This window comes from Bacillus sp. FDAARGOS_527 (assembly GCF_003812125.1).
Taxonomy (GTDB): Bacteria; Bacillota; Bacilli; order Bacillales; family Bacillaceae_G; genus Bacillus_A; species Bacillus_A paranthracis.
On record NZ_CP033795.1, the window covers coordinates 1,423,865 to 1,448,576 of the forward strand.

A 24,712-nucleotide genomic window follows, 5' to 3' on the forward strand; every position below is an offset into this window, starting at 1 on the left:
AATGAAGGTCGGAATGATAATAGGTGGGGGTTCTGTATGATTCAAACGTTTTTTAAAATCTTTTATTTAATTTTAATCGTAATTGCGATTACACCGAGAATGTGGCGCCTTAAAAGACAAGTAAATACGATGTCGCCACAAGAAAAAGATAATGCTGTGTACAAAACGACAAATTGGTTTGGTAAGAAAATGGTACGTGTAGCTGGAGGAACAGTAGAAGTTAAAGGACTTGAAAATGTTCCGAAAGACAAGCCGGTACTAGTTGTAAGTAATCACCAGAGTAATATGGATATTCCTGTTTTACTAGGTTATTTAAATAAACCAATTGGCTTCGTTTCAAAGGCAGAGATTAAAAAGTTCCCAGTTGTACCAACTTGGATGGAACTTATGAATTGTGTATTTATGGATCGTAGCGATCGCCGCCAGTCACTTCAAGCGATTAAAGATGGGATTGAACTATTGAAGAATGGACATTCTATCGTAATTTTCCCTGAAGGAACGAGAAGTAAGGGTGGGGAAGTTGGAGAGTTTAAGGCTGGTAGTTTTCATCTTGCTGTAAAATCTGGTGTAGCAATCTTACCTGTAACATTAGATGGGACATATAAAATGTTTGAAGCGAATGGAAACCGTATGAAGCGAGCTCGTGCAACAGTAACAATTTCTAAGCCGATTACACCTGAAGAGTATGCGAATATGGATATTAAAGAGTTAACGAAGCATACACAGGATGTTATCGCATCACAATTACATAAGTAATAAAAAAGGTTTCAGCTTACATAAAGCTGAAACCTTTTTTATTATGCCGTAGGTAAGACGTAAAAGAGTACGCAGAAGAACATCATCGCGCTACCACCTAATACGAAAAGATGCCAAATGGCATGATTGAACGGTAACTTTTCCCAAAGGAAGAATATAGCTCCTACAGAATATAAAATACCACCTGCTAAAAGTAGTGAAAAACCATGTCCAGTTAGATTTTCATAAAGTGGTTTAATAGCAACGATTATGAGCCATCCCATTATGATATAACATAGCGTTGATGCCTTAATAAAGCGACGTACAAAGAAAATTTTGAAGATGATACCTCCGATTGCAAGGATCCATATAATAGCAAGTAATGTCCATCCTAATGGGCCGCGGAGTGTAATAAGTAGAAAAGGAGTATACGTGCCAGCAATCAATAAGTAAATGGCTGAATGATCTAAAATAGTAAATATTTTTTCTACTTTAGGATGATGAATGCTATGTAGCAACGTTGAAAATAAGTACAGTAAGAACATACTTACACCATAAACAGTAAATGCAACTACAGCTGATGCGGTACCATGCTTAGAAGCATGAATAATCAATATGATTAAGGCAGGGATGCTTAAAATGGCACCGATACCATGTGTTATTGCATTTGCAATTTCTTCTTTTACAAATTGGGTCATTCGTGTCATTTTTTCAGTCATAATGGTAATCCTTTCTACTATTATAAAGTGAAACTTTAATCAGTGGAGGGGCATCCCCCCCACTGATTATTAGTTGAATCAATCGGGCTTTTACGGGCAGCCCATCCCCCACGTAACTTCTTTGCTTGCACTGAATTTTAAGGTGGTGGTTCTTACTGCCCGTTAAAGCGGGATAAAATAATATGTCTTTTCCCTTACCATATCATACACAAGAGCAATAGAAAATGAAATTTGTATAATTGATTATATTTTTGAATTTTTTTGACAAAAGGTAATGGTTTTGTTGACGTTTTCAAACTTTTTTGACAAAATAAAATTATGCAATAGTAGGACAAGGAATCTACTAATAAAGGGGATGGAGAAATGTTTTCAAATATTGGCTTTCCAGGATTAATTTTAATTTTAGTAGCTGTACTTATTTTATTTGGGCCGAAAAAATTGCCGGAAATCGGAAAGGCTTTAGGGGAAACGTTAAAAGAATTTAAAAAATCAACGAAAGAATTGACTGATGATGCATTTCAAGAGAAGGAAAAGAAAGAAAAAATGTAATGAAATTTCTTCGAAATGGATAAATAAAGTGTGGTGAACGAGATGGAAGATCGGGAAATGAGTGTAGTAGAACATATAGTTGAGCTTCGCAAACGAGTAATATATACAGTGTTATCCTTTGTACTATTTTTAATTGTTGGGTTTACTTTTACGAAGGATATTTATTTTTGGCTTGTAAAAGACTTACCAATGAAATTAACTGTTCTCGGTCCAAGTGATGTATTGTGGATTTTTTTCTCGATTGCTACAGTATTTGCTATCGTTTGTACAATTCCTTTTGCTGCTATACAAATTTGGTTATTTGTAAAACCGGGTTTACATCCAAATGAACAAAAGATGACGTTAATGTATATACCGGTATTGTCTATATTATTTATTGCAGGTTTATGCTTTGGATATTTCGTTGTAATGCCGTTTTTATTTCATTTTTTAACTACGATAGGTAATGAAATGTTTAATACGATGTTTACGACAGAAAAGTATTTTCATTTTGTTCTTAATTTAACAGTTCCATTTGCTGTAATTTTTGAATTGCCAGTAGTAGTAATGTTTTTAACGAGTATTGGACTATTGACGGCGGAATTTCTAATAAAAATAAGAAGGTATGCTTACGTAGCATTGATTATCATTGCATCGTGTATATCACCGCCAGATTTTTTATCACATAGTTTAGTTGCGGTACCGCTTATTTGTATTTATGAAATTAGTATCGCTTTATCAAAGATTGTTAGTAAGCGAAAAAAGAAAAGAGAAGAAGAAATTCAGTCGAAAAGTGCCTCGTTATAAAGGCACTTTTTTTATCCCACTTTAATGGGCAGTAAGACCCCCACCTCAAAATTTAGCGAAAGCAAAGAAGTTAGGTGGGGGATCAACTGCCCATAAAAGTCCGATTGGTTCAACTAATAATCAGTGGGGCTGAAGAAAACCCCCACTGATTAAAGTTTCACTTTATTTATTTGTTATACTCTAGTTATAAACGTATACAATATAGAGAAGAAAAAAATTATAGAATCTCCAAAATTTAGACAAACTTTGCGCTTTTATAAGTTTATACTGAATATATTAAGCAATATACGGATAACGAGTCCTTATCTTATTAGGAATTTAGGGTGGGGGATGGATTAGGTGAAGATGAATAGAGTATAAATCTTCTAACCAAAAGGACTACAGAGATTGTCTAAGGATACTTTTGTATTCATGGGAGTCGCCACTTTAAACAACGTGTTACAGCGTAAAGTAGAAGAAGTTCAAAAATCCAATGAAAAAGAGGATTGATATTGTGATTACGAAAAGTTTTTATTTCACTCATTCAACAGGGGAGTGTATTAAAATATTTGAAATCCCTGTCCTACAAGCGCAGCATCCATTATCGTTTCTAATACAGTCTCGTCTTCAATTATTTATTGCAAAAATTCAAAAACAAAAACACCCAAGATTTTCGTATTCTTTCCGTGAATATTTACAAAATTGTTTGAAGTGGAATGATTATTTAAATGTATATAAAACAAATACTCTTGAAAAAAATGCATGATATAGAGTGGGGACAGGGTTAAGAGCTCTGTCTTTTTCATTTTAGATATAAAAATATAATTAATTTAATGAAATTTCGTTTCAAATTGTTGAAAGCAATGGGAATACTAGTATAATAACAAGGAGAGCGTATTGGAAAGGGAAGAATATAATATGCAAAAAATTAAAATTGTAACAGATTCAACGGCAGATTTATCACAAGAGGTAATTGAGAAGTATGACATCCATGTTCTACCATTATCAATCTCTGTAAATGGACAAACATATTTAGATCGCGTTGATCTACAACCAGATGAATTTATTGAAGAAATGATTAAATCAGAGGAACTACCAAAAACATCACAACCAGCAATGGGTACATTTGTAGAAATGTATGACAAGTTAGGGGAAGATGGAAGTGAAGTACTTTCCATTCATATGACAAGTGGAATGAGTGGTACTGTGGCAACTGCAAATAGTGCTGCATCAATGACCGACACAAAAGTAACAGTTGTTGATTCGCAATTTATTACACATGCTTTAGCATATCAAGTAGTTGAAGCTGCGAAAATGGCAAATGAAGGACGCTCACTAGAAGAAATTTTAAAACGTGTAGATGAAGTAAGGAAAAATACTCGATTATATGTAGTAGTAGATACATTAGAAAACTTAGTGAAGGGTGGGCGTATCGGTAAAGGAAAAGCGTTTATCGGTTCGCTACTTAATATAAAGCCAATTGCTAGCCTTGAAGATGGTGTTTATAACCCTGTAACGAAAGTGCGTAGCCAAGGTCAAATTGTAAAAACGTTAGCTAAGTTATTTGAGGAAGATACAGCTGGAAAAGTTGTAAAAGCTGTGGCAATTCCGCATGCGAAAGCAATTCCTTTAGCTGAAAATGTAAAAGCGGCTGTTGAAAAAGTAAGTGGATTTGCTCAATCAGAAATTTTCTTTACAACGCCTATTATTAGTACTCATACAGGTCCGGGTGCAATCGGATTTATGTATTTAGCAGAGTAATAAAAAAGCTACTTGAAATTTATTTCAAGTAGCTTTTTTATGTGAATAGAAAGTAAGAAATAAGAAGGGCTATACAGGCACTCCCGCTAATGATATAGCGAGTCTGTAAATATTCATTCATAAAAAACACCCTTTATGATTTTCTATATTATATGTTGAATATAGAAAATCAGTAGTTACGTTATACATGTAATGTTTCAATTTTTTCATTCACTTTCTTATAATGTGTTTCGCTATTATAAATGAAAGTTTGACCTAAAAAGAGTACATGCAGTTGTTCCCACGGTAACATACGTAAATTCCAATTATTTCGAAGCCTTGTTATTGCCTCGCGAGGTGTTTCATCAGCGAGTGCAAAAGCTCCGTAATGCATTGGTATAAAGTGTGTAGCATTTAAATCTAAATAAGCTTGCACTGCTTCTTCAGGTGAAACGTGAGATATTTTCATAAACCATTCTGGTTCATAAGCTCCAATTGGCATAAGGGCAACATCAATTGAAAAGCGTTTGCCAATTTCTTTGAAACCTTGGAAATAGCCACTGTCTCCACAAAAATAAATGGTTTCTTCCATATTGTCATTTTTAATAATCCATCCACCCCAGTGAGATGTGTTCATATCAAATAATGATCTTCTCGTCCAGTGCTGAGCAGGTACGAAGTGAAAGGAAACATCATGAATAGTCGTACTTTCCCACCATTTATACTCTTCTACATTATTGAATTTTTTACGAGTAAATAATTTTTTTAGCCCAATGGGTACTAGGTATAATACGTCATCATTAAGTTGGCGAAGTGTTGAAAAATCTAAATGATCATAATGACCATGTGAAATGAGGACAATATCAATTTTAGGTAGTTCTTGTATAGAAAGACCAGGTTCAGTAAGTCTTGAGACTAGCTTCAATTTATTGGCCCATACTGGATCCGTTAGTATATTAAGTCCATTCGTTTGGATAAGAAAAGTAGAATGCCCAATCCATGTGACAGTCGTTTTTTCAATATTACTTTGCAAAAATGCACTTTGTTTAACGGGTGATTGTTCTACTAAGAAAGAAAAATCTTTTTTGTTTTGCTTTCGTTCTTTACGCCAGCGTATAAAAGAGCGAATTGATTTTTTTGTACTCACATTATCCATATTTTCATAGCGCTTTGCCATGAACATCACCTCATTTAAAATCGTTGTAATTGTATTGTACCGAAATGTTGTTAAGGAATACAGTGTATAACATGGATGAATGTTTAAGGAATTGTTAAAAAATAGGGGGATCTATTTACAAAAGTAACAACAAAATTAGTTTTGCAACTTCTATTTAGAGAAATAATAGTAAAAAAATATCTTTTGTCTAGTAATTCGCTTGAAATAAAGAAGTAACATACGTAAATTCGTACGATTTCGTGAACAAATGTAGTAAACAATTTTCTCGTAGTGTTAACTTTTGTTATGATAAACATAACCTATTTAAATTTAGGATAGAGAAAAGAGGTTTATAAATGAAGCGTTATCAAAAAATAATTGGTCTTATGGTTGTATTTTGTCTCTTTGTACTTGCTGGATGTAGTGGATCAGGTTCAAAGCTTCGTAAACCATTGAATTGGGATTTAGAAACTTTCCAATTTACAAATCAAGATGGAAAGCCATTTGGTACAAAAGATTTAAAAGGGAAAGTTTGGGTTGCAGATTTTATGTTCACAAACTGTCAAACAGTTTGTCCGCCAATGACTGCTAATATGGCAAAACTGCAAAAGATGGCAAAAGAGGAGAAATTAGACGTTCAGTTTGTTTCGTTTAGTGTAGATCCAGACCTTGATAAGCCGGAGAATTTGAAGGCTTTCATTCAAAAGTTTACAGAGGATACTAGTAACTGGAATTTATTAACGGGTTATTCGTTAGAAGATATTACAAAGTTTGCAAAAGATAATTTCCAATCACTTGTAGATAAACCTGAGAATGGTCAAGTTATGCATGGTACATCATTTTATTTAATTGATCAAAACGGAAAAGTAATGAAAAAGTACAGTGGTATTAGTAATACGCCGTATGAGGACATTATACGTGATATGAAGCGATTAGTAGAATAAAAAGAAGGGTGCAGATTAAAGCACCCTTCTTTTTTTACATTAGTCTATGGATAAAATGTCATGTTGTTGAGGAAGTTTGGGTGCCCGAATTTCTAACACGCCATTTTGATACGAAGCTTTCGCTGCTTTTTTATTAATGGAGTACGGTAATTTAATCAATCTAGATGCTTCTGAAATGGAACGTTCTCGGCGATAATAGTTATGAGATGTTTCTTCTTCAGCCTCTTCAAGTATTTCTTCTTTTACAGAGACTTTTAAGTATTCACTTTGTATTTCAATTTGAATTTGTTCTTTTTGTATACCTGGTAGTTCAGCTGTAACAACGAGTTCTTCACCAACTTCATATAAATCTACAGGGAATGTTAATAAACGGTTTCCTTTTTGGAAAAAATGATTTAAATCAGCGATTACATTACGAAGTGGTGTTTGCTCGAAGAAATCATCAATTTGCTTTAAATAATTACGAACCGGTGGGCGAGAAGAGTCTTTTTTTTCTTCACTCATGATATTCCCTCCTAAAAATCAATTTGCAATATCATATGACAAAAGCGGAGAAAGGTGAGTGCCTAGTTTTCATGTTTTCATAAAAAAATGTTAAAAATGTGAAATGGAGTGATTTTTTTATAGTTTTTGGTCGCCATATTCAGTTGATTATGCTAGTATAAATAGGGTTGATATAGTAGTATAGAGACAGAATGAAAACTGAAAGAGGGTAAGAAGTATGTGTGGTTTTGTAGGATGTTTATGTGAAAACCCTAGAGAGTTTTCAGAAACAGAAAAACATCAATTTGAAAATATGAACACGATGATTTTCCACCGTGGTCCAGATGACGAAGGATATTTTCGTGATGAACATGTACAATTTGGCTTCCGCCGTTTAAGTATCATTGACTTAGAGGCAGGACATCAGCCGCTAACTTATGAAAATGATCGATATGTAATTATTTTTAATGGTGAAATTTACAACTATGTAGAATTACGTGAAATGTTACTTGAAAAAGGTGCAACGTTTGCAACGCAATCTGATACAGAAGTTATCATTGCATTGTATGCACATATGAAAGAAAAATGTGTAGACTACCTTCGTGGTATGTTTGCATTTATGATTTGGGATCGTGAAGAGAAGAAACTTTTCGGTGCACGTGATCACTTCGGTATTAAACCTTTATACATCGCACAACAAGGTGATACTACATTCTTCGCATCTGAGAAGAAAAGTATTATGCATGTGATGGAAGATAAAGGTGTTAATCCAACGTCTCTACAACATTACTTTACGTATCAATATGGTCCAGAGCCAGAAACATTAACAATTGATGTTAATAAAATCGAGCCTGGTCATTATTTCGTGAAAGAAATTGGTAAAGAGATGGAAATCCATCGCTACTGGAAGCCTTATTTCAATGCTTCAAGTGCAACGAAAGAGGAACATATCCAAGCAATTCGTGATGTGTTATATGATTCAGTAAAAGTGCATATGCGCAGTGATGTACCAGTAGGTTCATTCTTATCTGGTGGTATCGATTCATCTATCATCGCTTCTATCGCAAGAGAAATGAATCCAAATCTTTTAACATTCTCTGTTGGTTTTGAGCAACGTGGTTTCAGTGAAGTTGATGTTGCGAAAGAAACTGCTGAGAAATTGGGCGTTAAAAACCATAATGTATTCATTTCTGCAAAAGAGTTTATGGATGAGTTTCCAAAAATCATTTGGCATATGGATGATCCTTTAGCTGATCCAGCAGCTGTACCGTTGTACTTCGTTGCTAAAGAAGCACGTAAACATGTAACAGTTGTTCTTTCAGGTGAAGGGGCAGACGAGCTATTTGGTGGTTATAACATTTACCGTGAGCCAAACTCACTGAAAATGTTCTCTTACATTCCTAGCCCAGGTAAGAGCGTTCTAAAAGCATTAAGTGGTGCTCTTAAAGAAGGCTTTAAAGGAAAGAGCTTCCTAGAGCGTGGATGTACGCCAATTGAAGAGCGTTACTATGGAAACGCGAAAATCTTCCGTGAAGAAGAGAAAGCTGAATTAATGAAGTATTACAATGAAAGTGTTAACTATATGGATATCACGAAACCATTGTATAACGAGATTAAAGATTATGATGATGTAAGTAAAATGCAATACATTGACATGTTCACTTGGTTACGCGGTGACATTTTATTAAAAGCTGATAAAATGACAATGGCGAACTCATTAGAACTTCGTGTACCGTTCTTAGATAAAGAAGTATTCGATGTTGCATCTAAAATTCCAACTGAATTTAAGATTGCTAACGGAACTACGAAAGCTATTTTACGTGAAGCAGCACGCGGAATCGTTCCAGATCACGTATTAGATCGTAAAAAACTTGGATTCCCAGTACCAATTCGTCACTGGTTAAAAGACGAAATGCATGATTGGGCTATCAATATTATAAACGAGAGTAAGACAGAGCATTTAATCGACAAACAGTATGTATTAAACTTACTGGAAGCACATTGTGCAGATAAAGGCGATTATAGCCGTAAAATTTGGACTGTACTTGCGTTTATGGTATGGCATCAAATTTATGTTGAGCATAAATACGATACGAATAAGTTCCACGAAGAAACGAAACGTGCGTATAGCTTAGTTTAATTAGAAAAACCTTAAGATCGCATACGGTCTTAAGGTTTTTTTCATAAATAGGACGTATGATTGATACAATAATAGTAAAAGGATGGACAACATATGATTACGTTTGAAAAAGTAACTGTAGAAAATGAAAGCGTTGTTAAAGAAATGTTTCACTCACATAGTTTAAGTGAGAAACAGGTACAGTATTGTGTGAAAGTCGATGATACATATATTGGTGTAATAGATTATCGTGTTCAAGGGGAGACTGCGGTTTTATCTCAGTTAATTATTCACTTTGATTATCAAAGTTACGGTTATGGAACAAATGCGTATTTTACATTTGAAACAATGATGAAAGAAAGAAATGTGAAAGAGATAAAGGTAGTACAAACGGAATTAACAGAACAAGCAAAATCATTTATAGAGAGCTTTGGGTTTAATGAGGGAGATGGAATATATGTGAAGAAAATATAGTGATGAGTAGTTATGCGGGATAAATATAAGGCAGGTGGATGTATGACGATGACTTCAGGTCTTGTATTAATTGGAGGGTGTTTTTTAGTAGCGGAGCTAAGCCATATGCTTATTCAAAAAAGAATGAATAAGAAGAGAAAGCCGTATGAATTACAATATGCTCCAGTGTTTTTCCTTTTGTTTTGTATGCTACTTACATTACAAAACATAACGAACTTTCCACCGCTGTTAAATATTTTTTTGAAGTTTGGTTTGCTGTATAGTACCACTGGAATAGCCCTTTTATTTCTTTTATTTTGCATACGTTATATTCACTATCAATCGTATATATTTATATTAAATTGGTTAAAGCAAAATGATAGTAACCGCCTTACTTAAGGGCGGTTTTTTTATTTGTAATTAGAGTGATTTTGTATATAAAGCCCAAAAATTATTGGAAATCTATAAAAATGATTGGATGTTTTAACATGTTATCTATTATTAGTATGTGGTACTATATGTTCTTAACATGTAAAGTAAGTAGGTGTATAAATTTGAAATGTTAATCAACTAGTTTATCCCACTTTAATGGGCAGTAAGAACCCTACCTCAAAATTCAGCGAAAGCAAAGAAGTTAGGTGGGGGTCCGGCTGCCCATAAAAGTCCGATTGGTTAGGGCTAATAATCAGTGGGGGATGAAGAAAACCCCCACTGATTAAAGTTTCACTTTATATGAAGTGTTAAAAAATAGCAGAATTAAATTTTAGGGAGGTATCATTTTGTATGTTTAATATTGATATGTTATTTCTTGAATGGATGACAAGTTTCGAAGGAAGTGTACTTACAACATTTTTTAAACTTGTATCTAGTCTTGCAAATGAAACATTGTATTTAGTTATTATTTCGTTTTTATATTGGTGCGTTTCTAAAAGAAAGGCATTTTATATGATTGTTATGCTTTGTTTTTCTGGATATATAGGGATAGTGATAAAAGAATTTATGAAAATTCCACGACCGTATACATACGATGGAATTCAATCTTTATATGAAAAATCAGCTGTAAGTTATTCTTTCCCAAGTACCCACGTGCAGTTAGCGACAACGTTTTGGGGTTCATTCATGATTTTATGTAAAAAGAGAATCATTTGGATCATTGGTATTGTTTTTATTATATTAGTTGCTACTTCTCGTTTATATTTACGCGTACATTGGCTCAGTGATATAATGGGGGCTGTTTTAATTAGTGTCATCGTTGTTTATTTATATACGAAAGTAACAATAAAATTAAGTAATAGGAAATTTATATTGTTACAACGAATTGTATTGGTAGTTTCACTTATTCTGTATTTTATGACAGACCAAATAGATAATTTTAAATTGCTAGGAGTTTTGACAGGTTCTACGATTGGTATTATGCTAGAAAATCATTTTATTAAAATGAATGAAACTAATAATTTAAAAATACAAGTGTCAAAAACAGTATTGGGTCTTAGTATTTTGTTAGTGGTACAGCTCCTATTAAAAAAAGTCATACCTGATATGTATTATTTACGTTATGTATTGACTGGATTTACAATTACTTTCTTATGTCCATTTATGTTTCACATGTTACGAATAAAAAATGTGAGTAGCAAATAAATATAAAAATAGTTTGAATAAAAATGAGGTCTAAATTATATATATTGAAAAAGTTTTCTGATATATCTATTGACAATGTATGATATATACATTAATCTTTAAAAAGTAAATGATAATCAATTTCAACTAGGAGGACTTATGGCACGCACTAAAAATATACTTATATTTTGCGTTATGCTACTAACGATCATAATCGCAGGGTGTAGTAAAGAAGAGAAGAAAGAAAATGAGACATCAGCTAAAGCAAAAGATTCGTATACGATAAAACATGCAATGGGCGAAACGACAGTGAATGGTACGCCAAAAAGAGTTGTTGTTTTAACAAATGAGGGGGCTGAGGCACTTTTATCTGTTGGAGTAACGCCGGTTGGAACGACGAAACCACGAGCTGGTGATGAATGGTATCCTCATTTAGCGAAAGAGTTAAAAAATACGAAAGTAGTAGGAACTGAGCGTGACATTAATTTAGAAGCAGTAATGAAGCTTCAGCCGGATTTAATTATCGGAAATAAAATGCGTCACGAAAAAATATACGAACAATTAAAAGAAATCGCGCCAACAGTATATGCTGAAACATTACGCGGTGATTGGAAAGAAAACTTTACACTTTATACGAAAGCTGTAAATAAAGAAAGAGAAGGGCAAAATGCTCTTAATGATTATAAAAAGCGTATTGCAGGAATAAAAGAAAAATTAGGTGATAAAGTTAACTCTAAAGTTTCTATTATTCGTTTCGTCCCTGGTGACGTTCGTATTTATCAAAAAAATTCATTCTCAGGTGTTGTATTAAATGATATTGGATTTAAACGACCACCATTACAAGATAAAGATGAATTTGCAATTAAAGGAATTACAAAAGAGCAAATTCCAAATATGGACGGGGATTATTTATTCTATTTCACATCTGATAAAGACGCGGATAAGAATAATGAAGGAAATACATTAGCAAAAGAATGGACAGAAGATCCAATATTTAAACAACTGCAGGCTTCTAAAGAGAATAAAGTATTCCAAGTAGATGAAGTGATTTGGAATACAGCAGGTGGTATTGTAGCTGCAAATCTTATGTTAGATGATATTGAAAAATATTTTCTGAAGTAAATAAAAAGTGCATCACTTTAAATAGGTGATGCACTTTTTATTTTGTTAAAATACAGAAAATTCCTTCTTTTGATCGTGCATAAGTTGTACAATTAAAACAATCATGAAATAAAGGAGTGGGAATAAATGAAAGCTACTCATAAAGATTGGATTGTATTTAACGGAAGAATTGTAAATACGAAGGAAGAACAGCCGATGATTCCATTAGAGGAGAGAGGCTTTCAATTTGGTGATGGTATATACGAGGTATTCAGACTATATGATGGGAAGCCACATTTATTAGATTTACATTTAGAACGATTCTTTCATTCTATGGAAGAAATAAAATTAATTCCACCGTTTACTAAGGAAGAGTTAGTGGAAGAGTTATATCAAATGATTGAAAAAAATAAATTTCAAGAAGATGGGAATGTATATTTGCAAATATCAAGAGGGGTTCAAGCACGTAATCATGTATATGAGTCAAATATGCAACCAACATATTTTGCAAACATTGTTTCTTTTCCACGACCAATTGCTGCTATGGAACGAGGAATAAAAGTTACTGTAGAAGAGGATATACGCTGGAAGTTTTGTCATATAAAATCCTTAAACCTGCTACCTAATATTATGATCAAAAATAAAATAAACGAACAAGGCTATCAAGAAGCGATATTAGTACGAGATGGAATTGTAACGGAAGGGTGTCATTCAAATTTCTTTATGGTGAAAAATAATAAATTGATTACACATCCGGCTGACAATTTCATTCTACACGGCATTACACGTCACTACGTTATTACATTAGCGAAAGAGCTACATATTGAAGTAGAAGAAAGAGAATTTCCACTTCAAGAAGTATATGAGGCCGATGAATGCTTCTTCACAGCGACGCCACTTGAAATATTCCCAGTCGTTCAAATTGGTGACGAGCAGTTCGGGAACGGCGAAAGAGGACCGATTACAAAGAAACTCCAAGTTGCATATGAAGAAAGTATTCGTTTGTTTAAAGTTACGAACTAATATTGAAGAAAAAAGCTGGTATTCTTCCAGCTTTTTTTCATGATATAATTCAAACATAGGACAAGATTTGAAAACGCTGTAAAAAGGGGATTTAATGTATGAATTATGAAGATTTTAAAGAAGTAATTCACGGTAGACGAAGTGTTAGAAAGTTCACAGAACAAGAAGTATCCACTAGTGATATAAAAGAAATTATTGATTGTGCTCGTTATGCACCGAGTGATACGAACTCACAAACTTGGGAGTTCTTGGTCATTATGAACCGAGAGAAAATTAAAGAAATTGAACAAATGACGTGGGATGCATTACATAAACTTGCGGCAAAAGCAGCAGAAAATGGAGAAGAGAAAGCAGGGAAATTACTTACACGTTCTTTCGGACCATATGCGACAGCTTTCTCGGAGGCACCAGTATTAATCGTATGTTTGGCAACGCCATATGAATCAAAGTTCCGTGAAAAGATATTTGATCCGATTGCTTTTGTTCCAGATTCAGTTTGGGAAGAAGAAGGAATTAAGAGTAGCTGTTTAGCGGCACAAAACTTAATGTTAGCTGCACATGCGAAGGGGCTTGGTACATGCCCAATGACAGGGCCAGTATTGTTAGCTCAAGATGAACTACGACAATATTTACAAATTGAGCCTGAAAAGCAAATAAATATGGTTATTTCACTCGGATTTCCGAAAGATAAACCGAAGAAACTTCCAAGAAAAGAAGTAGATGAGATTACAACGTTTGTTTTTTAATTGCTGTATAGAAAAGACATTGAATTAACAATGTCTTTTTATTTTTGAGGGTATGTAATTCATATGTTGGGCTAAAATGATAGATAAGAGGAAATTACTATTTATTTCATAAAAAAAATTAATGTTCTATTAAGGAAAGTATGATACATTAATCGTGAGCAAGATTCTAGTTGTTCATGAAAGTGTTGAAAGTAGTCTTAAAATTTAAAAGTTATTTTTGTATAATAAATTATAATGAAATGACAGGGGGGATGAATTTTGAAAAAATTCATAATCACTGGATTGTCTGTATTGTTATTAGTTGGTTGCGGTGCTCCAAAGGAAAAAGAGGGTACACAATCAAAGCCTGAAGAACAAGTCGTAAACGCAAGTAATGAGAATATAGTTGTATTTCCTGAAGGCGTAATGCCAATTGGAGAAGGAAAAGTGAAAGTTATTACTCCAGATGGTACTTCTGACAATGGCAATATACCAACCGTATTCATCAAAAAGGATACTTTAATTCAACACGTGGAATTAGAGCTTTCTAATTTTCAAAATGATAAAGAAACATTCGTATTTGTAGATCAAGTATTTGCAGATAAACATCAAGTAACTAGTACAACACAGACAACAGTACAATTAAAAGAAAAGGCGCTTGAAACAGGTAGTCATACGATTACTGCAGTTCAGTATGAAAACAATGACCCGAAAGGAAAGGTTATTAGTTTTAATCAAGCGACATTTGAGACAAAACCTGCGTCTTAATAAGGATAAAAAGTACATTACTCAAAAAAGTAGTGTGCTTTTTTGTTTGGACTAGAATGTACAATAGTGAATCACTTGTTTCGTTTTCTAATACAATTAAATAGAAAGAAATCACTTGTTACTACTATGATAGAAAAAAGGTTGAAGATGTGAATCGGTGTATTTATATCGTCTTGATTAGTATGAGGATGGCAGTAATTTGGTTTATGATACAAGAGGTTATACAAGTTACGCTCAAGGATCAAATTCATGACTTATTAAAAGGAGCTATTTGTTTTACCATTGTTTCTCTATTATATGATAAACTCGGACTAAGGTAAGTTTCAGAAGAAAAATGTAGGTATTTCATTTGAAATGTCGAATAGTACATACGATGTCGTAATAACAAATTTTCTATTGTTTACTGTGAAACAGAAGAAGGAGAGATAGTGGTTATGAAACGAGCTCTTATTAATATTGATTATACATATGATTTTGTAGCTGAGAAAGGTGCTTTAACATGCGGAAAACCAGGACAAGAAATTGAGAAGGAAATTGTCCATTTAACGAAGCAATATATTGAAAATGGAGATTACGTAGTCTTTGCCATCGATATACATGAAGAAAATGATGTATATCATCCTGAATCAAAGTTATTCCCGCCTCATAACATAGCCGGTACAAATGGAAGAGAGTTATTTGGTGAATTACAAGATGTGTATGAAACATATAAAAATGCAGAGAATGTATATTATATGGATAAAACACGATATAGTGCATTTGCAGGAACAGACCTAGAGATGAAGTTACGAGAAAGAGGAATAGAAGAAGTTCATCTTGTAGGTGTTTGCACTGATATTTGTGTTCTTCACACAGCAGTAGATGCTTATAATAAAGGATTTAAAATTGTAGTTTTTGAAAAGGCGGTTGCATCTTTCAATGCGCAAGGGCATGAATATGCACTTGGACATTTTAAATCTTGTTTAAACGCAGAAGTGAAGTGAAAAAAGAGACCTTTAAAAAAGGTCTCTTTTTTACGTTTAAATAGAAACGACATTTTGCTCGATTAGTTTTTTTATGAACGGGCTTATTTTTTCTGGTAACGCATTTATATCAAAAAATTGTACATGTAATGATTCAATTCCATCAGCTTTTAACGTACCGCCTGTAATGTTTTTGCAAAGGTAGGCAATAGTTATAGGGTAAAATTCATCACCGTTCGGTAATTTTACAAAAAATTCTTTTCCAGAAAATACGCTTATTAATTGTAAGGTTCCTATTTCAATCCCTGTTTCTTCGAGCACTTCTCGTCTCCCAGCTTCTTCTGTGGATTCACCAAGTTCAACGAATCCACCAGGAACACCCCAAATACCATTTTGCCTTTGCTGAAGTAATATTTGTCCTTGTTCATTGAAAACAGCTACAGCAACTCCTGCTAGATTGAGTGGTCTTGATCCGACAACTTCTCTAAGTTCTTCAATATATCCCATTGTATGTAACCTCCGTAAGAAAAAATAAAAGCAAATAAACTATTCGTTATTATGTAAATATATTCCTCTTTATAAGGGGAGAGATGACATATAACTTATTTGTGTTATTTGGTAAAATATACATCAAAAAAGGTCAAATAAAATCTTTGACCTTTTTTGACCAAATGTTATAATAAAGACAGAAAGAGATAATCTTTCATTCATAAACAATAAGGAGGAAAAAATATGCGTAATTTATTTCCAGAAATAACAAAACGTCAAAATGGTATTTTTGATTTTGGGCCTTCTTTATTAGAGGGGATGACAGATGCTTTCTTTAAACCGATGAACATGGATACTTTTAAAGTAGATGTTCATGAACAATCTGATAAATATACAGTGAAAGCAGATTTACCAGGTTTTCAAAAAGAAAACATTCAAGTTGAATTTGAACAAGATGTATTAACGATTCAAGCAACTAATCATAATGAAGTAGAAGAAAAAAATGAGAATGGCATATATATTCGTAAAGAACGTTCTATAGGTTCTGTAACTCGACGCTTTAATTTTAAACAAGTTGAGGAAGAAAATGTTAAAGCAAATTATAAAGATGGCGTACTGACAATTGAATTGCCAAAATTGAAAGAAGAAAAAAGTAGTAAGACAACAATTAATATCGAATAAAAGAGCTGATAAATTCAGCTCTTTTTTTACGTAGTTAATGAATAAATGAGTTGAAATCATAATGAGATGAATAAAGTTTTAACGTATAAAAAAATTTCAAGATTTGCTCCCCCTTAGGTTATTAAAAAGGGTATATTTAAAGGGAAAGGAAAAAGAACATCTAGACATACTGTATAAACTGAATTAGTAATAAAGTCAAAATACATAGTAAGGGTAGTGACATTTTAGATTAGGATAATAGATTTTCCTAGAATAAACTGAGACGATTATGAATTTTTTAATTAGTAAGGAAGTGGTTAGATGAGTTTATTAACGTATACTGAAGAATTTTTTAATTATGTAAGGGAGTTTTTGCTTTTAAGATTTTTACTATTTGCTTTCGTTCTAATCATTATTTCTTTTGTAATAAACCGCATTATTGATTGGTTTTTTAGGAAATCAAGCTTTTTTGATGAAGAGGTAGAGCAAACGATTCAAAGTGTGATTCGATCTATTTTTAGATATATCATTATCATCAGTCTAATTATATATTTAATTAGCCAATTTGTAGATATAAAAAGTATCATTGCAGGTGCAGGGATAGCAGGGGTTGTTATCGGTTTTGCTGCACAACAGATGCTGAAAGATGTTATATTAGGCTTTGCGAGATTAGCGGACAAAGAGTTTCGTGTTGGCGATTTTGTTACTTTTAACGGAACAAACTCAGGAACAATTGAGGAAATTAGTATTCGTTTTATGCAAATTCGTGAATGGTCAGGAAAACTCCTTACCATACCACATGGAGAGATTAGAACGATACAAAATTTTAATAAAGGCTGGATGCGCGTAATTGAACGGATTACAGTAAGTTATCAGGAAAATCCTACAAGAGTTAAGGAATTGTTAGAAGAAGTTTGTGTGAATTGTAATGAAAAATTGGCCCCAAGTCTTTATAAAGTAGAGGATGAAGCTGTTGAACCATTTAAATATGTTGGTGTTACAGATTTAAACCCGAATCTGAAATACGTTGGATATGAATTTTGTATTACAGGTTTAATAAAACCGGAAGATTATTTTGAAACTTCTAGACAAGTAAGATTTGAATTAATGTCTATGTTCCATAAGAATCAAGTGCAAATGCCAGCAGCAAATATGGTTGTTACTACTGAAAGTTTACAGCATAGCCAAGGTGGACAATCTTTATCGGACAGCTAAAGTAGAATAGTTTGGTAACGGAAGTGCTGCTTTCAACATTGGATAGAAAAATAATAATAAAATGATTGATATAAAAAAGAGCTGAAGGAATTCAGTTCTTTTTAATTTGTAGAATTTAGAAATTTCTTAATGTTATAATGATAGATGGTGATGAAAATGAACTTTGAAGAAAAAGAGATGCATCGTTTAGAAGCATTAAAAGAAATTGCTGAATTATTAAATGAAGCAACGGACTTACAAGACATGTTAGAAAAAGTGTTACATACATTGTTGCAAGTTATGAATTTACAAACAGGCTGGATCTTTTTTATTGATGAAAGCGGAAAACACCGTATGCTTGTAGATCAAAACTTACCGCCAGCTCTTACGTGGCAAGAGAAGAAGCCGATGTGTGAAGGAGACTGCTGGTGTGTAGAGCGTTTTGTAAATGGAAGATTAGAAAAAGCGACTAATATTATTGAATGTAAGCGGATAGAGGATGCGATTGAATGTAATTGGGGAGATACCGAAGATGTTACGCACCATGCGACAATTCCATTAAGGTCCGGGTCGGAGAAGTTTGGTCTCTTAAATGTGGCCGCGCCTCAAAAAACACATTTTTCAGAGGAAGAATTAGCATTATTAGAATCAATTGCATTTCAAATAGGGACGACAATCCAACGTATTCAGTTAGTGGATAAAGAACGTAAATATGTAGTAGTAGCTGAACGAAATCGACTTGCACGTGATTTACATGATTCAGTAAAACAATTGTTATTTTCTATTATGCTAACCGCAAAAGGTACTCTAAATATGACGCAAGATAGAGACTTGCAAGAGATGTTGAGCTATATTGGAGAATTATCACAAGAAGCATTACAAGAGATGACACTTTTGATTTGGCAATTAAGACCGGAAGGATTAGAGAAAGGATTAGCAGAAGCAATTAAAAATTACGGAAAGTTGTTAGGAATTCACGTGGAAGTTCGAATTGATGGAATGGTTTCAATTGGAGATGAAATAGAAGAAGTTTTATGGCGTATTAGTCAAGAAGCAATACATAATTGTAAAAAACATGCTTCATGTGAAAAGGTAAATGTTCTTTTGAAAATAGAAAATAACCAGCTGTATTTTTACATAGAGGATAACGGAATAGGATTTATACAAGATCACGTAAGAGAGTCAGCGCTCGGTTTAAAAAGTATGAAGGAGCGAATTCAGTTAATGAGGGGATCATTTCAAATAAAAACTGAGCTGAAAAAGGGTACGAAAATTGAAATTCAATTGCCAGTTTGAAGGGGAGAAGAAGGTTGAAAATTAAATTACTACTAGTTGAGGATCATCATATCGTTCGAAGAGGACTTGTATTCTTTTTGAAAACGAGAGAAGAATTTGAAATAGTTGGGGAAGCGGAAAATGGTGAAGAGGCATTCACATTCGTTCGAACGGAAAGACCAGATGTAGTATTAATGGACCTATCAATGCCGAAGATGGATGGTATTGAAGCAACAAAACGAATAAAACAATATGATGAAACAATAAAGATACTAATATTAAGCAGTTTTTCAGAGCAAGATTATGTTATACCAGCACTTGAAGCTGGAGCAGATGGCTATCAATTAAAAGAAGTACAACCTGAACAACTTGTAGCTTCTATCGTTGCAGTACACCAAGGAAATGCGAATTTTCATCCGAAAATAACACCAGCACTATTAGGACGGTCAGCAGTCAAAAAAGAAAATCCTTTTTCCATGTTAACAAAAAGAGAGCAAGAGGTACTTCGTGAAATTGCGAAAGGGCGAAGTAATAAGGAAATTGCAGCAGAGCTTCATATTACAGAACAAACTGTGAAAACACATGTTTCAAATATTTTAGCTAAATTGGAAGTAGATGATCGTACGCAAGCTGCATTGTACGCAGTGAAACACGGCGAGAAATAATAAGTATGAATAATTGTGTCACTTATTATGAAAGAATACATAGGAACAATTAAAAATTTATAGTAATGCTGAATAAAGGTTTTTCTTCTTTCAATAATTAGGTACAATAAAGTGAAACTTTAATCAGTGGAGGGTCTATCCCCACTGATTATTTGCCCACACCAATTGGTTTTTTACGGGATAAAGCTAAGATACGCTATGCCTGAAACGAGAAGTGGAATTGGAAAGATTCAGGCTTCGTTAAACGGTTTGTCACCGAAATTACGAAGTATTGCCGAACATATTTTGAAACATCCGCAAGATGTTGTACATAAATCTATTACTGAATTAGCAGAAGTTACAAATAGTTCTGAAGCTACGATATTCCGCTTATGTAAACACCTTGGCTTGCAGGGATTTCAAGATTTAAAGATTACATTAGCTCGTGAAATTGTACATACGCCGATGCAAAATATTCATGAAGAAGTTTCAGCAGAAGATAGTATGGTAACTGTTGCTAAAAAAAGTTTTTCATTCACATATTACAGGACTACAAGATACATTGCATTTGTTAAATGATACAGCATTAGAGCAAGCTGTAAAAGTCTTACAAGAAGCAAGCCGTATTGAGTTTTACGGAAATGGTGGCTCTGGTATTATTGCGATGGATGCGTATCATAAGTTTATGAGAACGGGTATTTCATGTATCGCTCATACGGATTCGCATTTTCAAATTATGGGAGCAGGTTTGCTCTCGAAAAATTCAGTTGTTATCGGCATTTCTCATCCTGGTAGCAATAAAAGGTTACTTGAAGCATTAGAAATAGCGAGAGCAAGAGGAGCTAAAATTATTGCGATTACGAGCTATCAGAAATCGGCATTAAGTCAACTTGCTGATATAACGCTCTATACTTCAACACGTGAGACAGAATTCCGCACAGAAGCAAGTTCATCACGGTTAGCACAGTTAAGCTTATTAGATACTTTGTATGTAGGATTGTCGCTGCAACGACAAGAGGAAACACTAAAAAATTTACAAAGTATACGTGAAACGATTTCAATGAAACGAATATAAGAAAAGCTCTTCAAATGAAGAGCTTTTTTTATTGGCGAATAGTTTACTGATTTATTTTCTTGTAGAAATATGCGACTTACTTATAGTTAGTGAGAGGCTCTCATATTTTAAAAATATAAAATAAAAACCAACTTATGCAATAATTCAAACATTGTTCATAAATTCACAAAATGTTTATGAAGTGTCATGTTATGATGAATATGTAATGATGATTGAACACTTACATTTGGTGTAATGATTAGCCAAACTAGTGAAGACAGAAGTTATGAGATGAACTCATGAAAAATTCTAAAACACTAAAGGGGAGATCACATATGAAAGCAGTAGTAGTTAATAAAAATAGTAAAGCAAACATTGAAGTTATTGAAAAGGAATTACGTCCGTTACACTCAGGTGAAGCACTAGTAGATGTAGAGTATTGTGGGGTTTGTCATACTGATTTACACGTTGCGAATCATGATTTTGGAAACACAGATGGCCGTATTCTTGGTCATGAGGGTATAGGTATTGTGACGAAGATTGCTGATGATGTTACGTCACTAAAGGTGGGAGACCGTGTAAGTATTGCATGGATGTTCCAATCTTGTGGGCGTTGCGAATATTGCGTAACAGGTAGGGAAACATTTTGCCGTGAAGTTAAGAATGCTGGTTATTCAGTAGATGGTGGTATGGCTGAACAATGTATTGTGACAGCTGATTATGCGGTGAAAGTACCAGAAGGATTAGATCCAGCTCAAGCATCATCAATCACATGTGCGGGTGTAACTACATATAAAGCTATAAAAGTATCAAATATTAAACCTGGCCAACCTATCGTCATCTATGGTTGTGGTGGATTAGGTAACCTAGCTATTCAATATGCTAAAAACGTATTTGGTGCAAAGGTAATTGCAGTAGATATTAATGACGATAAATTAGCCTTAGCAAAAGAGGTTGGAGCTGATATGACAATCAATCCAATTTCTCAAGGTCCTGCTGATAAGATTGTTCAAGATGAGTTTGGTGGTGCTTATGCTGCTGTAGTAACAGCTGTTTCAAAAGTAGCATTCAACTCTGCAGTTGATGCAGTACGTGCTTGTGGTAAAGTCGTTGCAGTAGGTTTACCAGTAGAAACGATGGATTTAAATATTCCGCGACTTGTACTAGATGGAATTGAAGTGGTTGGCTCTCTAGTCGGTACTCGTAAGGATCTAGAAGAGGCATTTATGTTCGGTGCAGAAGGAAAAGTAGTGCCTGTTGTTCAAACTTGTTCTCTAGATAAAGTACAAAATGTATTCGAAGAAATGGAACAAGGTCGAATTCAAGGACGTATGGTAATCGATTTTAAACAGCATAATTGTGATTGCAAATAATTCACTTTAAATATAAAAAGTATGCGTCTAACAAAGTACATGTAAAAAAGTTAGACTGCATAAAAAGATGATCCCTGTATGCAATAGGGATCATCTTTTTTATATTCTACTAATATCAATGCCAATTCATACTTGATTAATGAGACAGGATTAAAGGTTCACTTTATTTACAAACGAAAAGGAATCTTTATTTTTAACAAATTTTTTATGATCAGGAACGGTTTGAATTGCTACAGTTTGCGAATCTCTTGCTTTCAGTGCATCTTGAATCCCGAGTGTCATAAGCTTAATAAATAGAATCGTAATAAAGAATGAAGCGAGAGTATAAAAAATGATCCACCATGAAAGATTCATTTCATTACGATTTAAGCCAATAAGGCCTGCCCAATCATTAGATAGAGAAACAGGTCTGAGCACTCCGTCATACAGTTCACGCATTTGTATCCCACCAATTACAATGTTAAGCAACGCTAAATGGATAACGAGTATGAGTGTTTGGACGATATGTTCCATAAATAATACAAATAAGCGGTCAAGTAATAAGACTCGTAAGTGTTTTTTCATAATATGAAAACGGCTAGCACCCAATAATTGTGAACTTAAAATGTAATCTCGTTTCATAAATTCATCAACCTCTGAGGATATATATAAAGAAAGTGTAGGCAGCGCAACGAAAATAAGTACGAGTACTTGATAAAACGTAAATGAAATATTTGGATCTAACCCATCAGCATTTGATGTGATTACAATATTAACGGGCGTGATGAGTATGAATGCGATAAATAGAGTTGGAATATAATAAAAAACTTCTGAGCATGCTTGGAAAAATCTCTTGAATTTTGGAGCATATAAACTTAAGAGAATTCCTATACATGTTCCGAATAAAATTCGAAAGAAGCTAATTGCCACGGCTAATAAAATAGTGAATTTTGCTCCTTCTACAATTTGTAAGAAAACAGACTCTCCAAAACGATCAGATCCAAAAGGCGGAATTAACGATGGTGGAAAGGGAGCCTTTCCAAGTAATTCGTTATTGTCATTGTAAAGTAACTGAGGAGGTTTTGGGATATTATCTTTAAAGAACCAACTATAAATAAAACTAGCTGAAATAAGTATGAATAAATATGTAAAGCCGATTAAAAAGCGTTTTGATTTCCAAATAGATTTCATAATGCTACTCCTTTCAATTGCTTTTGCCATCTATTCATCATGAATGAGATTATTTGAAAAATAGTATAAAACGGTAAAATAATCATAACCAGTACGATAAATGCAGCTGGAGGTGAAATAAACGCCTTATTAAATAAGAATTGAATAATACCTTCCATATTAAAAACAAATTCTAAAATGAATAAATTAGAAAGTAAGAAAACAAAAATCGTTTTTAAATGGTGGAAGAAGTGAATAGATATATTTTTGAATAAATGAATGCATAGTATATAACTTGATGAAAGGCCTTTTCCATAGGCAACCTCTACATAATCTTTTCCATGTTCTTCTTTTATGTATAACACCATCATTCGAAACATTTGTAATGTAGGTAAGACTGCTAAAGATAAAATAGGGAGTAAATAAGCTCGATTTTCATTAAAAGAAATAATGGTGACAGGAGATTCACCGAATTTTTTAAGTACCCATATAAAAAATATTTGCAAACAAATCATCATCATCATATCAGGGACAGCTTCTAATATGAACACAATTCGATTTATCCATTTTTTTATATAATCTTTTGCTAAAAAATAAAAAAATGCCATGCTAGATGATAGAAAGAGCGCAAGTAAAAAGGCTAAAAATAATACAGTAAATGAATATAGGTAAGGTTCTAAAACAGTTGGGAATAAAGGTGTTTTTTTGAAACTACCAAATTTCGGGTCTGATCCTATAACCACTAATGATTCAGGGGAGAAAACTTCCTTTAACATTGTAACAATCTGATTAAAAAAAAGAATGGGTTGAAAGGTAAATCCATTTTGAGTGATAAATAAATAAGGTAAATTTAATAATAGTAAAAGTGATAAAAGAATGGATGAAAGCTTAATTGTAAATTGAGATATTTTATTTAACATTAAATCCCTCCGACATCTTTTTACAACATTATACAATAAATTCCGGGATATTTTTATATTTTTCTGAAAAATAAGAAATTAATTGGATTTTATAA

27 protein-coding genes and 1 pseudogene are annotated in these 24,712 nt (G+C 33.3%); 22 read left to right on the plus strand and 6 right to left on the minus strand.

Annotated elements, in window-relative coordinates:
• Nucleotides 1-36 precede the first annotated feature (36 nt).
• Complete coding sequence (locus EGX95_RS09705) at nucleotides 37-756, plus strand: lysophospholipid acyltransferase family protein (RefSeq protein ID WP_000616589.1); 720 nt, start codon at nucleotides 37-39, stop codon at nucleotides 754-756.
• Between the two features lie 41 nt (nucleotides 757-797).
• On the opposite strand, the gene trhA is transcribed toward EGX95_RS09705, so the two are convergent.
• A complete protein-coding gene (gene trhA / locus EGX95_RS09710) occupies nucleotides 798-1,454 on the minus strand; it encodes a PAQR family membrane homeostasis protein TrhA (protein ID WP_000136884.1) in 657 nt (218 codons plus the stop codon).
• A 363-nt stretch (nucleotides 1,455-1,817) separates the two neighbouring features.
• Between trhA and EGX95_RS09715 the strand changes: the two genes are divergently transcribed.
• The 4 genes from EGX95_RS09715 to EGX95_RS09730 all read left to right on the plus strand — a co-directional run bounded on the left by EGX95_RS09715 (nucleotide 1,818) and on the right by EGX95_RS09730 (nucleotide 4,529).
• On the plus strand, nucleotides 1,818-2,003 hold the full coding sequence (locus EGX95_RS09715; RefSeq protein WP_000492443.1) for a twin-arginine translocase TatA/TatE family subunit: 186 nt from the start codon (nucleotides 1,818-1,820) through the stop codon (nucleotides 2,001-2,003).
• A gap of 42 nt (nucleotides 2,004-2,045) precedes the next feature.
• Nucleotides 2,046-2,789 (plus strand): twin-arginine translocase subunit TatC, encoded by a 744-nt coding sequence (gene tatC, locus EGX95_RS09720; RefSeq protein ID WP_000390139.1) that lies wholly within the window; start codon nucleotides 2,046-2,048, stop codon nucleotides 2,787-2,789.
• 493 nt (nucleotides 2,790-3,282) lie between these two features.
• Nucleotides 3,283-3,534, plus strand: a complete 252-nt coding sequence (locus EGX95_RS09725) for a DUF2535 family protein (RefSeq protein ID WP_000629015.1) — start codon at nucleotides 3,283-3,285, stop codon at nucleotides 3,532-3,534.
• A gap of 152 nt (nucleotides 3,535-3,686) precedes the next feature.
• A complete protein-coding gene (locus EGX95_RS09730; RefSeq protein ID WP_003266758.1) occupies nucleotides 3,687-4,529 on the plus strand; it encodes a DegV family protein in 843 nt (280 codons plus the stop codon).
• Between the two features lie 181 nt (nucleotides 4,530-4,710).
• On the opposite strand, the gene EGX95_RS09735 is transcribed toward EGX95_RS09730, so the two are convergent.
• Complete coding sequence (locus tag EGX95_RS09735; protein WP_001129619.1) at nucleotides 4,711-5,685, minus strand: MBL fold metallo-hydrolase; 975 nt, start codon at nucleotides 5,683-5,685, stop codon at nucleotides 4,711-4,713.
• 335 nt (nucleotides 5,686-6,020) lie between these two features.
• Here EGX95_RS09735 and EGX95_RS09740 point away from each other — a divergent pair, with 335 nt between their 5' ends.
• A complete protein-coding gene (locus EGX95_RS09740; RefSeq protein WP_000833338.1) occupies nucleotides 6,021-6,608 on the plus strand; it encodes an SCO family protein in 588 nt (195 codons plus the stop codon).
• Nucleotides 6,609-6,647: 39 nt separating this feature from the next.
• On the opposite strand, the gene EGX95_RS09745 is transcribed toward EGX95_RS09740, so the two are convergent.
• Entirely contained in the window at nucleotides 6,648-7,112 is a 465-nt protein-coding gene (locus EGX95_RS09745; protein ID WP_001288083.1) for an Hsp20/alpha crystallin family protein, read from the minus strand.
• Between the two features lie 217 nt (nucleotides 7,113-7,329).
• On the opposite strand from EGX95_RS09745, the gene asnB reads away from it, so the two are divergent.
• From asnB to EGX95_RS09790, 10 genes are all read left to right on the plus strand, one after another.
• Complete coding sequence (asnB, locus tag EGX95_RS09750) at nucleotides 7,330-9,231, plus strand: asparagine synthase (glutamine-hydrolyzing) (RefSeq protein ID WP_000333816.1); 1,902 nt, start codon at nucleotides 7,330-7,332, stop codon at nucleotides 9,229-9,231.
• A 93-nt stretch (nucleotides 9,232-9,324) separates the two neighbouring features.
• Nucleotides 9,325-9,684 (plus strand): GNAT family N-acetyltransferase, encoded by a 360-nt coding sequence (locus tag EGX95_RS09755; protein WP_000627508.1) that lies wholly within the window; start codon nucleotides 9,325-9,327, stop codon nucleotides 9,682-9,684.
• Between the two features lie 48 nt (nucleotides 9,685-9,732).
• Nucleotides 9,733-10,062: a hypothetical protein gene (locus EGX95_RS09760; RefSeq protein WP_000200474.1), complete on the plus strand. Its 330-nt coding sequence runs from the start codon at nucleotides 9,733-9,735 to the stop codon at nucleotides 10,060-10,062.
• Nucleotides 10,063-10,446: 384 nt separating this feature from the next.
• Entirely contained in the window at nucleotides 10,447-11,301 is an 855-nt protein-coding gene (locus EGX95_RS09765; RefSeq protein ID WP_000481805.1) for a phosphatase PAP2 family protein, read from the plus strand.
• A gap of 138 nt (nucleotides 11,302-11,439) precedes the next feature.
• A complete protein-coding gene (locus EGX95_RS09770; protein ID WP_000124635.1) occupies nucleotides 11,440-12,402 on the plus strand; it encodes an ABC transporter substrate-binding protein in 963 nt (320 codons plus the stop codon).
• 126 nt (nucleotides 12,403-12,528) lie between these two features.
• Complete coding sequence (gene dat / locus EGX95_RS09775; protein WP_000648392.1) at nucleotides 12,529-13,404, plus strand: D-amino-acid transaminase; 876 nt, start codon at nucleotides 12,529-12,531, stop codon at nucleotides 13,402-13,404.
• A 98-nt stretch (nucleotides 13,405-13,502) separates the two neighbouring features.
• A complete protein-coding gene (locus EGX95_RS09780; RefSeq protein ID WP_001105300.1) occupies nucleotides 13,503-14,150 on the plus strand; it encodes a nitroreductase family protein in 648 nt (215 codons plus the stop codon).
• A 258-nt stretch (nucleotides 14,151-14,408) separates the two neighbouring features.
• On the plus strand, nucleotides 14,409-14,897 hold the full coding sequence (locus EGX95_RS09785; RefSeq protein WP_000713489.1) for a hypothetical protein: 489 nt from the start codon (nucleotides 14,409-14,411) through the stop codon (nucleotides 14,895-14,897).
• 182 nt (nucleotides 14,898-15,079) lie between these two features.
• Complete coding sequence (locus EGX95_RS30715; protein WP_163247587.1) at nucleotides 15,080-15,217, plus strand: hypothetical protein; 138 nt, start codon at nucleotides 15,080-15,082, stop codon at nucleotides 15,215-15,217.
• Between the two features lie 114 nt (nucleotides 15,218-15,331).
• Nucleotides 15,332-15,880, plus strand: a complete 549-nt coding sequence (locus EGX95_RS09790; RefSeq protein WP_000816773.1) for a cysteine hydrolase family protein — start codon at nucleotides 15,332-15,334, stop codon at nucleotides 15,878-15,880.
• 36 nt (nucleotides 15,881-15,916) lie between these two features.
• Here EGX95_RS09790 and EGX95_RS09795 read toward each other — a convergent pair whose 3' ends face one another.
• Nucleotides 15,917-16,366 (minus strand): NUDIX hydrolase, encoded by a 450-nt coding sequence (locus EGX95_RS09795; RefSeq protein WP_000540503.1) that lies wholly within the window; start codon nucleotides 16,364-16,366, stop codon nucleotides 15,917-15,919.
• 225 nt (nucleotides 16,367-16,591) lie between these two features.
• On the opposite strand from EGX95_RS09795, the gene EGX95_RS09800 reads away from it, so the two are divergent.
• The 6 genes and pseudogenes from EGX95_RS09800 to adhP all read left to right on the plus strand — a co-directional run bounded on the left by EGX95_RS09800 (nucleotide 16,592) and on the right by adhP (nucleotide 22,548).
• The gene (locus tag EGX95_RS09800; protein ID WP_001245059.1) at nucleotides 16,592-17,029 is read left to right on the plus strand and encodes an Hsp20/alpha crystallin family protein; all 438 of its coding nucleotides are present in this window, start codon (nucleotides 16,592-16,594) and stop codon (nucleotides 17,027-17,029) included.
• Between the two features lie 300 nt (nucleotides 17,030-17,329).
• Nucleotides 17,330-18,223 (plus strand): mechanosensitive ion channel family protein, encoded by an 894-nt coding sequence (locus tag EGX95_RS09805; protein ID WP_000055422.1) that lies wholly within the window; start codon nucleotides 17,330-17,332, stop codon nucleotides 18,221-18,223.
• Between the two features lie 177 nt (nucleotides 18,224-18,400).
• Nucleotides 18,401-19,498, plus strand: a complete 1,098-nt coding sequence (locus EGX95_RS09810) for a GAF domain-containing sensor histidine kinase (RefSeq protein WP_014297812.1) — start codon at nucleotides 18,401-18,403, stop codon at nucleotides 19,496-19,498.
• A gap of 14 nt (nucleotides 19,499-19,512) precedes the next feature.
• Nucleotides 19,513-20,142 (plus strand): response regulator, encoded by a 630-nt coding sequence (locus tag EGX95_RS09815; protein WP_000694648.1) that lies wholly within the window; start codon nucleotides 19,513-19,515, stop codon nucleotides 20,140-20,142.
• 198 nt (nucleotides 20,143-20,340) lie between these two features.
• Nucleotides 20,341-21,196, plus strand: a pseudogene (locus EGX95_RS30720) (MurR/RpiR family transcriptional regulator).
• A gap of 314 nt (nucleotides 21,197-21,510) precedes the next feature.
• Nucleotides 21,511-22,548, plus strand: coding sequence for an alcohol dehydrogenase AdhP (gene adhP, locus EGX95_RS09830; protein WP_000649112.1), 1,038 nt, complete (start codon nucleotides 21,511-21,513; stop codon nucleotides 22,546-22,548).
• Nucleotides 22,549-22,698: 150 nt separating this feature from the next.
• Here adhP and EGX95_RS09835 read toward each other — a convergent pair whose 3' ends face one another.
• On the minus strand, nucleotides 22,699-23,718 hold the full coding sequence (locus EGX95_RS09835) for an ABC transporter permease (protein WP_000836573.1): 1,020 nt from the start codon (nucleotides 23,716-23,718) through the stop codon (nucleotides 22,699-22,701).
• Nucleotides 23,715-24,617, minus strand: coding sequence for an ABC transporter permease subunit (locus tag EGX95_RS09840; RefSeq protein ID WP_000932678.1), 903 nt, complete (start codon nucleotides 24,615-24,617; stop codon nucleotides 23,715-23,717). Before EGX95_RS09840 ends, EGX95_RS09835 begins: the two co-directional genes overlap by 4 nt.
• Between the last annotated feature and the right edge of the window lie 95 nt (nucleotides 24,618-24,712).